The sequence below is a fragment of the Amycolatopsis sp. QT-25 genome, assembly GCF_029369745.1.
Taxonomy (GTDB): Bacteria; Actinomycetota; Actinomycetes; order Mycobacteriales; family Pseudonocardiaceae; genus Amycolatopsis.
The window spans coordinates 1,448,815-1,462,467 of the sequence record NZ_CP120210.1; the positions used below are offsets into that span (position 1 = coordinate 1,448,815).

10 protein-coding genes are annotated in these 13,653 nt (G+C 68.7%); 9 read left to right on the forward strand and 1 reads right to left on the reverse strand.

Translation table 11 applies throughout. The features are described from left to right. Positions 1-21: 21 nt before the first annotated feature. Both P3102_RS06930 and P3102_RS06935 read left to right on the forward strand, forming a co-directional pair. Positions 22-834, forward strand: a complete 813-nt coding sequence (locus P3102_RS06930; protein WP_276367486.1) for a PIG-L family deacetylase — start codon at positions 22-24, stop codon at positions 832-834. A 70-nt stretch (positions 835-904) separates the two neighbouring features. Next, positions 905-2,776 carry a glycosyltransferase family 39 protein gene (locus tag P3102_RS06935; RefSeq protein ID WP_276367487.1) on the forward strand — a complete coding sequence of 624 codons (1,872 nt, stop codon included), beginning with the start codon at positions 905-907 and terminating at the stop codon, positions 2,774-2,776. Between the two features lie 185 nt (positions 2,777-2,961). Here the strand turns inward: P3102_RS06935 and P3102_RS06940 are convergent, their stop codons facing one another. After that, positions 2,962-4,248, reverse strand: a complete 1,287-nt coding sequence (locus tag P3102_RS06940; RefSeq protein ID WP_276367489.1) for a PLP-dependent aminotransferase family protein — start codon at positions 4,246-4,248, stop codon at positions 2,962-2,964. Between the two features lie 278 nt (positions 4,249-4,526). On the opposite strand from P3102_RS06940, the gene P3102_RS06945 reads away from it, so the two are divergent. From P3102_RS06945 to P3102_RS06975, 7 genes are all read left to right on the forward strand, one after another. Further along, complete coding sequence (locus tag P3102_RS06945) at positions 4,527-5,357, forward strand: alpha/beta hydrolase (RefSeq protein WP_276367490.1); 831 nt, start codon at positions 4,527-4,529, stop codon at positions 5,355-5,357. After that, complete coding sequence (locus P3102_RS06950; protein ID WP_276367492.1) at positions 5,354-7,087, forward strand: amino acid adenylation domain-containing protein; 1,734 nt, start codon at positions 5,354-5,356, stop codon at positions 7,085-7,087. The genes P3102_RS06945 and P3102_RS06950 overlap by 4 nt, the downstream gene beginning before the upstream one ends. A 14-nt stretch (positions 7,088-7,101) precedes the next feature. Then, positions 7,102-8,292, forward strand: a complete 1,191-nt coding sequence (locus P3102_RS06955; protein WP_276367493.1) for a cytochrome P450 — start codon at positions 7,102-7,104, stop codon at positions 8,290-8,292. A 108-nt stretch (positions 8,293-8,400) separates the two neighbouring features. Continuing rightward, entirely contained in the window at positions 8,401-9,453 is a 1,053-nt protein-coding gene (gene hppD, locus P3102_RS06960; protein WP_276367495.1) for a 4-hydroxyphenylpyruvate dioxygenase, read from the forward strand. Continuing rightward, the gene (locus P3102_RS06965) at positions 9,450-10,526 is read left to right on the forward strand and encodes an alpha-hydroxy acid oxidase (protein ID WP_276367497.1); all 1,077 of its coding nucleotides are present in this window, start codon (positions 9,450-9,452) and stop codon (positions 10,524-10,526) included. The genes hppD and P3102_RS06965 overlap by 4 nt, the downstream gene beginning before the upstream one ends. 124 nt (positions 10,527-10,650) lie before the next feature. Further along, the gene (locus tag P3102_RS06970) at positions 10,651-12,000 is read left to right on the forward strand and encodes a cation:proton antiporter (RefSeq protein WP_276367498.1); all 1,350 of its coding nucleotides are present in this window, start codon (positions 10,651-10,653) and stop codon (positions 11,998-12,000) included. Positions 12,001-12,240: 240 nt separating this feature from the next. After that, the gene (locus tag P3102_RS06975; RefSeq protein ID WP_276371028.1) at positions 12,241-13,653 is read left to right on the forward strand and encodes an NDP-hexose 2,3-dehydratase family protein; all 1,413 of its coding nucleotides are present in this window, start codon (positions 12,241-12,243) and stop codon (positions 13,651-13,653) included.

Consider the following 13,653-nt stretch of genomic DNA (forward strand, 5'->3'; position numbering starts at 1 on the left):
CGTTGACGCGAAAGTGACGCTATGTCTCAAGACCTCCGGCTACTGGCGCTCTCCCCCCATCTGGACGACGCGGTCCTGTCCTTCGGCGCCGGCCTCGCGCAGGCGGCGCAGGACGGCGCGGAAGTGCTCGTCACCACGGTGTTCGCCGGTACGGCGCCGCCTCCTTATTCGCCCGCGGCGGAGCGGATGCACTCGATCTGGGGACTTTCGCCGGAGCAGGACGCGCCGCTGCATCGACGGAACGAGGACATCGCCGCGCTGGCACATCTGGGGGTCGGCCACCGGCACGGCCGGTTCCTCGACGCCATCTATCGCAAGCTCCCCGACGGCCGCTGGCTGGCCGACAACGTGGAGGGCCGCAAGAAGCTGGCGATCAGCAGGCAGACTTCGCAGAGCGACCCGGAGCTGTTCGCCGCGGTGCAGGACGACATCGAAGCGCTCGTCCGAGAATTCGAGCCGACCTTGCTCGTCACCTGCGCGGCCATCAGCCATCACGTCGACAACGAGATCACGCGGGACGCCGCGCTGCTCATCGCGGCGGAGAAGGATCTTCCGGTCCGGCTGTGGGAAGACCTTCCCCACGCGGTCTTCGGCATGGGCTCGGCCGAACTGCCGTCGGGGTTCCGGCTCGGCGAGCCCGAGGCCGTCGTGGTCGAAGCCGAGGCACGGACCCGGAAGTTCGAGGCGCTCAAGCTCTATTCCTCGCAGATGCTGATGCTCAACGGGCCGCAAAAGGATCTGTTCGAGCAGTTGGACGGACATGCCCGCAAGATCTCGCCGGACGGTGCCTATCGCGAAACGACCTGGCCTGTCGTCTCCCGCGACGACAGCTGAGACCGCAGCACACGAAGAACTCGATCAGTCGGTACGGCAGGGGCGCCGTATCGTGCCGGGAGGTAACCGAATGTCCGAAACGCTCACCGTTCAACCGTCACCGAGTCCGGATCCGGTGCCCGAAGCCGGATCACCCCGCTGGATGCTTTGGCGTTCCCCGTCCGGACAACCGCCCTGGGCCCGGCCCGCCTTGCTGGGCATCGCCTTCGTGGCGGCGGTGCTCTATGCCTGGAACCTGCCGCGGGTCGACTACGCGCCGCTGTATTCGGACGCGGTCCGGAGCATGTCCGAGAGCTGGAAGGCGTTCTTCTACGCCGCCGTGGACCCGGAGGCGACGGCCACACTCGACAAGCTCGGCGGCTCGTTCGCGGTGCAGGCCGTCTTCGCCAAGGTCTTCGGCTTTCACGCCTGGTCGCTGGCGCTGCCGCAGGTGATCGGCGGCGTGCTCTCGGTGCTGGTGCTGTACCGGGTCGTGCGGCGATGGGCGGGTGTGGTCCCCGGTCTGCTCGCCGCGGCGATCCTCACCTTCACCCCCGTCGCCGCGTCCATGTTCGGGCACAGCATGGCGGACGGCCTGCTGACCCTGTGCCTGGTGCTGGCGGCCGACGCCTTCCAGCGCGCCGTGCTGGAAGCACGGCTCCGGTCGCTGCTCTGGGCCGGCGTCTGGGTCGGGCTGGGTTTCCAGGCCAAGATGATCACCGCGTGGATGATCCTGCCCGCGTTGGCGATCGGTTACCTGCTGACCGCGCCGACCGAACTGCGTCGCCGGGTGAAGCACGTGGCGATCGCCGGAGTGGTGACGCTCGCGGTTTCGCTGTCGTGGATCGCGCTCTACACCTTCACGCCGGCCAGTGCCCGGCCCTATGTCAGTGGCACCACGAACAACAGCGCGGCCGCCATGGTGTTCGGCTACAACGGCCTCGGGCGGGTGGGGATCGACGTTCCCGGTGCGCTGCCTCCCACCGGCCGGATGGCCGGACCGCCGGTGCTCGGTCCGCCGGACAATCCGCTGGACCGGTCGAAGCTGCGCGGCTCGAAGGGCGAGCCGGGTGAAGCGGGTCCGGGTCAGGCGGGGCCGGGTGAAGCCGGTCCGGGTCAGGCAGGGCCGGGTGAAGCCGGTCCGGGTCAGGCAGGGCCGGGTGAAGCGGGTCCGGGTCAGGCGGGGCCGGGTGAAGCGGGTCCGGGTCAGGCGGGGCCGGGCCCGGCGGGACGGGACCCGAGCAAGCTGAAGCCGGGTGACGTGATGGTGCTGCCCAACGGCGATGTGATCGTGGGGCCGGGCGGTGATCCGCCGCCGCCGGAGGACCCGTCGAAGGTCGCGAGCCGGGTGGACCCGGTGTTCAGCTGGTACAAGCTGTTCGACGGCCACCTCGGTGTCGCGATCGCCTGGCTGTTCCCCCTCGCGTTGCTGGCACTGGCCTGCGGGCTCTGGTGGCGGCGCCGGGCCGAACGTACCGACCCGGTGCGCGGCGGCTTGGTGTTGTGGGGGGTGTGGCTGGCGACCTTCACCGTCGTCTTCAGCGCGAGCGAGGTCGCGCACACCGCCTACGTGGCCACTCTCGCGCCCGCGATCGCCGCGCTTTCCGCCTTCGGCATCGTGCTGTTCTGGCGGGCGTACCAGGGCGGTGGCAGGCAGGCGTGGCTCCTGCCGCTCGCGCTCGCGGTCGAACTGGCCTGGGGTGCCTGGCTGTGGTCCGCTTACCCCAACTTCCTGCCGTGGGCGAAATGGGGAACGCTCGCGCTCGGCGTGCTCGCCCTTGTCGTGCTGGTTCTGGCGCGAGTGGCCAAGGGGGCCTCCGCCACGCTCGTGAAGGCCGGATTGGTCGTCGGTGTCGTGGCCATGCTCGCCGCGCCCGCCGCGTACTCCGTCTCCGTGCTCGACTCCGACTACGCGGGCGACTCCTTCGACGCCAACGCGGGGCCGGCCTCAGGTTCCGCGTGAGGTGAGCGCGGGCTCCGCGTTCGCGTGGCTCGCAGTGAAGTACATGATGGCCCCCTTCCTTGCGCCTAGGTACAGGAAGGGGGCCTTCATGTACTCGGGAAGATGTGAAGCGCCGTCGGTAACGCGAAAGGGGCTTCCCTCGCATCGCATGCGAGGGAAGCCCCTTCACAACTACCCCTGGCAGCTCAGGGAAGCCGCGGCGTGATGAGCGCCGCGAGCCGTGCGACGCCCTCTTCGATCAGTTCCGGCGTGAGCAGGCTGATCGACAGCCGAAGCTGGTGGAATCCGCCCTTGCCGCCGTAGAAGTGGTGCATCGGGGTGAACAGCACGCCGTGGTCGCGGGCGGCGATTTCCAGCAGCTCGTCGTCGACGACGAACGGGACGGTGACGGTGACGAAGAAGCCGCCCGTCGGGGTGTTCCAGCCGACGCCGGCGCACGAGCCGAGCTCACGGTCGAGCGCGCTCAGGGTGAGCTGGAGATTGCGCTGGTAGATGGCGATTTCCCGCGCGTTGGCCGTGGTGAGGCTGAAGTCGTTGAGCAGGAGCTTCCCGGCGATCACCGCCTGTGCGATGGGGGAGGTGTTCACCGTGAGCATGCCCTTGAGCTTCGAGAGCTGGTCGGCGAACAGGCCGCCGTCGGCCATCCGCTGATCCGCCACCGCGAAGCCGACCCGGGCGCCGGGCATGCCGGTCTTGGCGAAGGAGCCGAGGTAGACCACGGAGCCCGACCGGTCGAGCGACTTCAGCGAGGGGAGCCGCTCGGAGCCGAACAGGCCGTACGCGTTGTCTTCCAGGAGCAGGATTCCGTGCGCTTCGGCGACATCGAGGAGACGGTGGCGCGACGGCAGATCCATGCTGGTGCCGGTGGGATTGGCGAAGTTCGGGGTCACGTAACAGGCCCGCACCCGCTTGCCCTGTTCGTCGGCGCGCTTCAGCTGGAGGACGAGGTCGTCCGGGTCGATGCCGTTGTCGGTCGAGCGCACCGGCCACACGGGCGTGTCGGTGAGCAGCGCCGCCCCGGTCAGGCCGACGTAGGTGGGGGCGGGGGCGAGCAGCACGTCCCGCTCGCCCGCACGCAGCGTGCGGAGGACCAGGAACATGGCCTCCTGCGCGCCCACCGTGACGACGACGGATTCGGGGGCGGCGTCGATGTTCTCGTCCTCGGCGAGATTCCGGGCGATGAGATCGGCGATGACGCCCTTGGTGGTGCCGTATTGGAAGAGAGTGCGGGTTATCCCGGCCTCGTCCAATTTCCGGTCATCGCGCAGATGGGCGCAATAAGCGTCGATGTACTCGTGAATGAGCCGGATGTCGAAGAACTCTTCGTACGGCCGGCCTGCCGCCATGGAAATGGCCACAGGGTATTCGTCGATCAGCTCGTTGAGCAGGTTCATCGACGAGATGGCCGGATCGGTGAGCGATCCGTGCAGCGTTTCCACGTTCAAGTGAGTGGACAGACCGTTTGAATCCATGAATACTAGGATTTCCATACGCCGCCGAGGTGTCAAGAAAAGGCCGTGGACGCCGGGATCGTTCCCGTGGTCCGGTCCCATTTCCCGGAAGTGTCCGGGTTGTCCATCGCCGAATACTCCGGACACTCGATCTCTGCGGGTACGGTCGGATACGCGCCACGGCAGCCGGAAAGGACGCGGCCGTTGCGAGGAAACACTTTCGCCGGGACGGCTTCGGTGACCTCCGGCCGCCCCACCACCGAATCGCGGCGCAGCAGCCATATTCCCGGAGGAGCATCATGCTGATGACAACCGAGCACGGGATCCGGTTGTCCTACAACGACTGTGGTGACGGCCCGCCCGTTCTTCTGCTGACCGGCACCGGTGCGCCGAGTTCGGTGTGGGACCTGCATCAGGTGCCCGCGTTGCGCGCCGCCGGATTCCGCGTGATCACCATGGACAATCGCGGGATTCCGCCGAGCGACGACGGCACGGCGGGCTTCGCCATCGAAGACCTCGTCGCGGATGTGGCCGCCCTGATCGACTTTCTCGACGCGGTGCCGTGTCGCGTGATCGGGACGTCGATGGGTTCGTACGTCGCGCAGGAGGTCGCGCTCGCCCATCCGGAACTGCTGCATTCGGTCGTGCTGATGGCGGCCTGTGGCAAGAGCAGTCTCGTCCAGCGCGAGCTCGCCGAGGGTGAGGCGAAGCTGATCGAACAGGGCATCGAGTTGCCGCCGGGGTTCCTCGCCGCGGTCCGTGCCATGCACAACCTGGGGCCCGCGACCCTCGCCGACGACGATCTCGCCGGAGACTGGCTCGACCTGTTCGCGGCGTCGGGGCAGTGGGGGCCGGGCGTCCGGGCGCAGTTGCTGCTGAGCGCGTTGCCGGATCGCCTCGACGCCTATCGTGCGATCGAGGTGCCCTGCCACGTCGTGTCGTTCGAGCACGACCTCGTGGCGCCACCGGCCGCCGGGCTCGAACTGGCTTCGGCGATCCCCGGCGCGACCCACCGCACGATCTCCGCGTGCGGGCATTTCGGCTACCTCGAGAACCCGGAAGCGGTGAACCGCGAGCTGATCCGGTTTCTCCGCACCGAATCGCGCGAGACACTGGGAGAGACCGCATGACCGTCCTTTCGGCGGCCACGACACCGGCCCTGTTCGAGGCGACCGCAGCCGTGCTGCCGGATCGCCCGGCGGTGGCCATGGACAGCACCACGCTCACCTACGCGGAGCTGAACGGCGAGGCCAACCGGCTCGCCCGGCGGCTCGTGGCGCACGGCATCGGCCCGGAGCGGCTCGTCGCGCTGGCGATGCCGAGGTCGATCGAATTCGTCATCGCGATCCTTGCCGTGCACAAGGCCGGTGCCGCGTACGTGCCGGTCGACCCGGACTATCCGGAGGAACGCAAGCGGCAGATGCTGGACGACACGGCGGCGCACTGCCTGTTGTGCCTGCCGGGGCAGGATGTGGCAGGCGCCCCCGTCGTCCTGAGCGTGGAACGGGAACCGGGTGGGGCCGAGCCGAACCTGGACGACCACGACCGGATCGGCCCGTTGCGTCCCGGCCATCCCGCGTACGTCATCTACACCTCGGGTTCGACGGGACGGCCGAAGGGCGTGCTGGTCACGCACCGCGGCATCCCGAACCTCGCCGACGACTACGTGCGACGGCAGGAACTGGGGCCGGAGAGCAGGTTGCTGGCCTTCGCCTCACCCAGTTTCGACGCCGCGGTCGCCGAGTTCTGGCCGATCTGGCAGGCCGGTGGCTGCCTCGTGCTGGCTTCCGCGCCGGATCTGGTGCCGGGGGAGCCGCTCGGCAGGCTGGTGCGGGACCAGCGCATCACCCATGTCACGCTGCCGCCGTCCGCGCTGGCGCCGCTGGAGGAGGCGGGTGGCCTGCCCGCCGGGCTGACCCTCCTGGTCGCCGGCGAGGCCTGCCCCGCCCCGGTCGCGAAACGCTGGGCCGCGGACCGCGTGATGATCAACGCGTACGGTCCGACGGAGACCACCGTCGCGGTGACCGCGAGCGAACCCCTGACCGGTGAGGAGACGCCACCGATCGGCAGGCCGATCACCGGTGTCCGCACCTACGTCCTGGACGACCGGCTGCGGCCCGTGGAGGACGGGGACGTTGGCGAGCTGTACACGGTGGGACCCGGTCTCGCTCGCGGTTACCTCCGGAGAGCGGCCGCGACCGCGGAGCGGTTCCTGCCGGACCCCTTCGGTGGCCCGGGTGAGCGCATGTACCGCACGGGGGACCGGGTGCGGACGCGTTCGGACGGTCAGTACGTCTTCGTCGGCCGGGTCGACGACCAGCTGAAGGTACGCGGCCACCGGATCGAGCCGGGCGAGGTCGAGGCCGCCCTGCTGGCGGTGGACGGGGTGGCCCAGGCGGTGGTGACCGAGCACGAGAACAGGCTCGTCGCCTATGTGGTCGGCACCGGCGGCGAACGCGTGCCCGCCGAACGGCTCCTGCCGCCGCTTCGGGCGCAGCTTCCCGGCTATCTGGTGCCCGACGTGGTCGTCGGCTTGCCGAGCCTGCCGGTCTCGCCGAACGGCAAGATCGACCGGGTCGCCCTGCCCACTCCCGAAGAGGAACACGCGGGCCGCGCGGCGGGGCGGGAACCGCTCACCCCCACGGAAATCATCCTGGCCGAACTGTTCGCCGAAGTGCTCGGCGTCAGCAGTGTCGGCGTGGAGGACAGTTTCTTCGAGATCGGCGGTCATTCGCTGCTCGCGACCCGGCTCGTGAGCCGGATCCGGGAACGCCTGAAGATCCGGCTGAGGGTGCAGGCGTTCTTCGACGCGCCGACAGTGGCACGGCTCGCCAAGGTGCTCGACGGCGCACATCCCTGACCTGGAGACCATTCATGCAGACGACGGCAGCCGTCGACCTCGGCAATCCCGACCTGTACACGACCTCGGACCGGCACGACCGGTGGCGAGCGTACGCGGCGGAAGACGCGATGGTGTGGAGCGAGCCGGGCAGCTCACCCAGCGGGTTCTGGTCCGTGTTCTCGCATCGGGCGTGCGCCGCGGTGCTCGCCCCCTCCGCCCCGTTCACCTCCGAATACGGGATGATGATCGGCTTCGACCGCGACCATCCCGACCACTCGGGTGGCCAGATGATGGTGGTCTCCGAACAGGATCAGCACCGGAAATTACGCAAACTGGTCGGGCCACTGCTTTCGAGGGCGTCCGCCCGGAAGCTCTCGGAGCGGGTGCGCGCCGAGGTGCGCGGTGTACTCGACCGGGTTCTCGACGGCGGGGTGTGCGACGTGGCCGCGGCGATCGGCCCGCGGATCCCCGCCGCCGTCGTCTGCGAAATCCTCGGCGTGCCCGCCGAGGACCAGGACATGCTCATCGACCTGACCAACCACGCGTTCGGCGGTGAGGACGAACTGTTCGACGGGATGACCCCGCGCCAGGCGCACACCGAGATCCTCGTCTACTTCGACGAACTGATCACCGCGCGCCGCGCGAGCCCTGGCGAAGACCTCGTCAGCACCCTCCTGTCCGACGGCGACCTTTCGATCGACGACGTGGTGCTCAACTGCGACAACGTGTTGATCGGGGGAAACGAGACCACGCGGCACGCGATCACCGGTGCGGTGCACGCGTTCGCCGCGGTTCCCGGACTGCTGGAACAGGTACGGGACGGGAGCGCCGACGTCGACACCGTCGTGGACGAGGTGCTGCGCTGGACCTCGCCCGCCATGCACGTGCTGCGGGTGACGACCGATGAGGTCACCGTCAACGGCCGTGCCCTCGAAGCGGGCACCCCGGTGGTCGCGTGGTTGCCCGCCGCGAACCGGGATCCCGCCGTGTTCGACGAGCCCGACACGTTCCGGCCGGAGCGGAAACCCAACCGGCACATCGCCTTCGGGCACGGCATGCACCACTGTCTCGGCTCCGCGCTCGCGCGGATCGAGCTGGCGGTCGTGCTGCGGGAAGTAGCCGAGCGGGTTGCGCGGGTGGAGCTGGCCGAGGAGCCGTCCTGGCTGCGCGCGGTCGTCGTGCAGGGATACCGGGGACTTCCGGTGCGGTTCACCGGCCGCTGATCATGTCTGTCCGAAGTGGACGGAAGTGTCAAGCGGACAACATTGATGCGGAAATGGCTTCGCGTCATCCTGTGATCGAGGATTACATCTATTCCACGGAGGAATGTCTTGTCTTCTCAAGAAACCACGCAGAATTTCGAGATCGACCATGTGGAGCTGTACGTGGCCGACCTCGAGGCGGCCGCGTCCGGCTGGATGGACAGGTACGACTTCTCCGTCGTCACCACCGACCGGTCGGCCGACCACCGCGGCGTGACGTTGCGGCACGCCGCGATCACGCTGGTGCTCACCGAGCCGCTGTCCGACCGCCACCCGGGAGCGACCTACCTGCAGACCCACGGCGAAGGGGTGGCCGACATCGCGCTGCGCACTCCCGACGTGGCCGCCGCTTTCGAAGCGGCGGTGAAGGGCGGTGCGGAACCCATCCGTGAGCCGGAGAAGCGCGCGGACTCGGTCGTCACGGCCACCGTCAGCGGTTTCGGCGATGTCGTGCACACCCTGATCCAGAGCGACACCACCGAGGAAGCCTCCCGCGGCAAGGGAGGGGTGGAGCTGCGGGAGATCGACCACTTCGCGGTCTGCCTGAACGCGGGGGATCTCGGCCCCACGGTGGCGTTCTACGAGCGTGCCCTCGGGTTCAAGCAGATCTTCGAAGAGCACATCGTGGTCGGTGCCCAGGCGATGAACTCCACCGTCGTGCAGAGCGTGTCGGGGGCGGTCACCCTCACCCTGATCGAGCCCGACAAGACCGCCGACCCCGGCCAGATCGACGACTTCATCAAGGAGCACCACGGTTCCGGCGTCCAGCACATCGCCTTCACCAGCCCGGACGCGGTCCGCGCGGTCAAGGAGCTTTCCGGGCGTGGCGTGGAATTCCTGAAAACCCCGGACACCTACTACGACCTGCTCGGCGAGCGGATCGAGCTGGAGACGCACTCGCTGGACGATCTGCGCGAGACGAAACTGCTCGCCGACGAGGACCACGGCGGCCAGCTGTTCCAGATCTTCACCGCCTCCACGCATCCGCGTAAGACGATCTTCTTCGAGATCATCGAACGGCAGGGCGCGGGAACGTTCGGCAGCTCCAACATCAAGGCGCTGTACGAAGCCGTGGAGCTGGAGCGGACCGGGCAGAGCGATCTCGGCCGCGCCCGGCGATGACCCCTCTCTGCCTGGCCGACCTCGAACGTGCCGCGCGGACGGCCCTCCCCGGCGAGATCTGGGATTTTCTCGCCGGGGGCAGCGGGGCCGAGGCATCGCTCGAGGCCAATCGCGCCGCACTGGAGCGGATCTTCGTGATCCCCCGGATGCTGCGCGACCTGACCGGCGGCACCACCGATGCCGAGGTCCTCGGCCGGCGCGCCGCGCTTCCCGTCGCGGTCGCGCCGGTCGCGTACCAGCGGTTGTTCCATCCCGAAGGGGAGCTCGCGGCGGCACGCGCGGCGCGGGACGCCGGCGTGCCGTACACCCTCTGCACCCTGAGCAGTGTTCCGCTGGAGGAGATCGCGGCCGTCGGTGGGCGGCCGTGGTTCCAGCTGTACTGGCTGCGCGACGAAAAGCGGTCACTGGAGCTCGTACGCCGTGCGGAGGACGCCGGTTGCGAGGCGATCGTGTTCACCGTCGACGTGCCGTGGATGGGACGGCGGTTGCGTGACCTGCGAAACAGCTTCGCGCTGCCGGATTCGGTGACGGCGGCCAACTTCGACGCCGGGGTGGCCGCGCATCGCCGTACCGAAGGGCTTTCGGCCGTCGCCGACCACACCGCGCGCGAATTCGCGCCGGCCACCTGGGCATCCGTCGAGGCGGTCCGTGCACAGACGGACCTGCCGGTGGTGCTCAAGGGGATTCTCGCGGTCGAGGACGCCGTCCGCGCCGTCGACGCGGGTGCCGCCGGAATCGTGGTGTCCAACCACGGAGGCCGTCAGTTGGACGGCGCCGTACCGGGGATCGCGATGCTGGGGGAGATCGCGGACGCGGTCTCCGGTGGCTGCGAAGTGCTGCTGGACGGCGGGATCCGGACCGGTGAGGACGTGCTCAAGGCGGTCGCGCTCGGAGCGTCGGGGGTGCTGGTGGGACGGCCCGTCATGTGGGGGCTGGCCGCGGCCGGGCAAGAGGGCGCCCGCCAGGTGCTCGACCTGCTCGCCGTCGAACTCCGGAACGCGATGGGCCTGGCGGGCTGCGACTCGCTGAGCGCGGTCCGGCGGCTGGGCACACGGGTCGTCCGGTACGGCTGACGGCGCTGACGGCGCCGACGGCGCTGCTGCGGACGGGTCTTCCCGACGGCGAACACCGCATTGTTCTGTTCGTGTCCACCACATGCCTAGTGTCTCCGCGGTGGACCTTCCCTGAAGGAGGAAGGTGCTTCTCTCGCTTCCCGCGCCGATCGCCCCGATCGCCGCGCACAGTCTCCTGATCTTCTTGCTCCAGGCGGGCTTGCTGCTCCTGCTCGCCGTCGTCTTCGGGCGGCTGGCCGCCCGGTTCGGGATGCCCGCTGTCGTCGGCGAACTGTTCGTCGGGGTGCTCCTCGGCCCTTCGCTGCTGGCGTGGGCCGCACCGGGGGTGCACGGCTGGCTGTTCCCGGCGGTCGCCGAGCAGTACCACCTGCTCGACGCCGTCGGCCAGATCGGTGTCCTGCTGCTGGTCGGTCTCACCGGTATGCAGATGGACATGCGCATGGTCCGGCGGCGCTTCGGTGCCGCCGCCGGTGTCGGCTTCGGCGGCTTGATCATTCCTCTCGGCCTCGGTATCGGCGCGGGTTTCGTCCTGCCGCGGGTGCTGATTCCCGGCGGCACCGACGTCACCGTCTTCGCACTGTTCCTCGGCGTGGCGATGTGCGTCAGCGCCATTCCCGTCATCGCCAAGACCCTCATCGACATGAACCTGTTGCACCGCAACGTCGGGCAGCTCACGCTCGCCGCGGGAATGATCGACGACGTGTTCGGCTGGTTGTTGCTGTCCGTCGTCAGCGCGATGGCGGTGCAGGCGGTCACGGCGGGCACCGTGCTCGGTTCCCTTGCCTGTCTGCTCGCCATCGTCGTCTTCGCGCTCACCCTCGGCAGGCCGCTGGCGAGGGGTGCGCTGCGCGTGGCGGGCAAGTCCGACGGTCCTTGGGCCACCGTCGGTGTCGTTGTCGCCCTGCTGCTCCTCGCTTCGGCCGGTACGCACGCTCTCGGTCTCGAGGCCCTCTTCGGGGCGTTCGTCTGCGGCATCCTGATCGGTACGGCGGGGAAGGTGGACCCGGTCAAACTCGCGCCCCTGCGCACGGTCGTCCTTTCGGTGTTCGCGCCGCTCTTCTTCGCCACGGCCGGGCTGCGGATGGATCTCACCGCGCTCATCCGTCCGGAGGTACTCCTGACCGGACTCGCGGTGCTCGCGCTGGCCATCATCGGCAAGTTCGCCGGCGTGTACGCCGGAGCGCGGATCAGCGGCCTGAACAAGTGGGAAGGACTGGCACTCGGTGCCGGGCTGAACGCGCGCGGGGTCATCGGGATCATGGTCGCCACCGTGGGCCTGCGGCTGGGCATCCTCGGCGTGGAGATCTACACGATCGTCATCCTCGTCGCCATCGTCACCCCGCTGATGGCGCCGCCCATCCTGCGGTTCGCGATGAAGAGGCTGGAGCAGACCGCCGAGGAACAGGTGCGGGAGACCGAACAGCGGGCTTGGAGCACGCAAACGGCGACGAACCAGAAAGAACAGCTTCTCTAGTTTCTCCTGCGGCAACCAGGATCGCGCGAAACCAAGCCCCGGTCCGAATCCGAAAGCGAATTGGACGACCTGGACCGCCGACAGCCTCCGAAGCTACCTTTTGCCGGGGCATGGGGGCCGACGTAGCGAAGACGCGCCCGGGACTTCCGTTGGTGCACAGGGAGACCCTCGCGGTTTTCCTCGGTGCCGGCCACTGACCGATCGACGACATGGAGCAGCGCGATGACGAGAAGTCCTTTGATGCTGCGTCGCCCGGTACCACCTCCCACGGTGCGCCCGCGTGACGATCGCGGCCATTCCGATCGCATCGCCTTGTCGGCGACCACCACCGGCGGAGCGCACATGCGGACCGAAGACGTCCGCGCGTGGATCGCGGAACGCCGTGAAGCCAACGTCTTCCACGTCGAACACATCCCGTTCGCGGCTCTGGACCAGTGGGGCTTCCAGGCCGGGACCGGCAACCTCGTGCACAGCAGCGGACGGTTCTTCGCCATCGAGGGCCTGCACGTGATCGAGCACGACGGTCCGCACGGCGACGGCCCCTACCGCGAGTGGCAGCAGCCGGTCATCAAACAGCCCGAGGTGGGCATCCTCGGCATTCTCGCCAAGGAGTTCGACGGGGTCCTGCACTTCCTGATGCAGGCGAAGATGGAGCCGGGAAATCCCAATCTGGTGCAGCTTTCGCCGACCGTGCAGGCCACCCGCAGCAACTACACCAAGGCGCACGGCGGTACGAACGTCAAACTCATCGAGTACTTCGCCCCGCCCGACCCCGATCGGGTCATCGTCGACGTCCTCCAGGCGGAGCAGGGTTCCTGGTTCTTCCGCAAGAGCAATCGCAACATGATCGTCGAAACCCTCGAAGACGTGCCGATGGGGGACGACTTCTGCTGGCTCACCCTCGGCCAGATCGCGCAGCTGATGTACGAGGACGAGACGATCAACATGAACGCGCGGAGCGTGTTGTCGTGTCTTCCCTACCATGACCCGGCTCCCGGCGCGGTGCTCTCCGACGTCCAGCTCCTGTCGTGGTTCACGAACGAGCGGTCGCGCCACGACGTGCGTCCCAGCCGCATTCCGCTCAAGGACGTCCGCGGCTGGAAGCAGGGTGCCGAAGCGATCGAGCACGAGGACGGCCGCTACTTCAAGGTGCTGGCGGTGGCCGTGAAAGGCGGCAACCGCGAGAAGATCAGCTGGACCCAGCCGTTGCTGGAATCGGTCGGGCCGGGTGTCGTCGCGTTCCTCGTGCGCGAAATCGGCGGTGTGCCGCACGTTCTCGTGCACGCCAGGGTCGACGGTGGTTTCGTGGACACGGTCGAGCTGGCGCCGACCGTCCAGTGCACGCCCCACAATTACGCGCATCTGCCTGCGGAGGACCGCCCGCTGTTCCTCGACGCCGTCCTGGACGCTCCACCGTCGCGGATCCGTTACGAGGCGGTACATTCCGAAGAAGGCGGCCGCTTCCTCGACGTGCGGGCCCGCTATCTCGTGGTGGAGGCGGGCGACACGGCCGATCCGCCGCCCGGTTACGCCTGGGTCACGCCGGCCCAGCTCACCGCGCTCACCCGGCACGGGCACTACGTCAACGTGGAGGCCCGCACCCTCCTGGCGTGTATCAACGCCTTGACCGCACAGCCGCACGGAGGTGCGTGA

Coding starts and splice junctions, on each gene's coding strand:
- P3102_RS06975 (WP_276371028.1), top strand. CDS start 12,241: ATGCTGCGTCGCCCGGTACCACCTCCCACGGTGCGCCCGCGTGACGAT.
- P3102_RS06950 (WP_276367492.1), top strand. CDS start 5,354: ATGACCGTCCTTTCGGCGGCCACGACACCGGCCCTGTTCGAGGCGACC.
- P3102_RS06930 (WP_276367486.1), top strand. CDS start 22: ATGTCTCAAGACCTCCGGCTACTGGCGCTCTCCCCCCATCTGGACGAC.
- P3102_RS06945 (WP_276367490.1), top strand. CDS start 4,527: ATGCTGATGACAACCGAGCACGGGATCCGGTTGTCCTACAACGACTGT.
- P3102_RS06940 (WP_276367489.1), bottom strand. CDS start 4,248: ATGGATTCAAACGGTCTGTCCACTCACTTGAACGTGGAAACGCTGCAC.
- P3102_RS06965 (WP_276367497.1), top strand. CDS start 9,450: ATGACCCCTCTCTGCCTGGCCGACCTCGAACGTGCCGCGCGGACGGCC.
- P3102_RS06955 (WP_276367493.1), top strand. CDS start 7,102: ATGCAGACGACGGCAGCCGTCGACCTCGGCAATCCCGACCTGTACACG.
- P3102_RS06935 (WP_276367487.1), top strand. CDS start 905: ATGTCCGAAACGCTCACCGTTCAACCGTCACCGAGTCCGGATCCGGTG.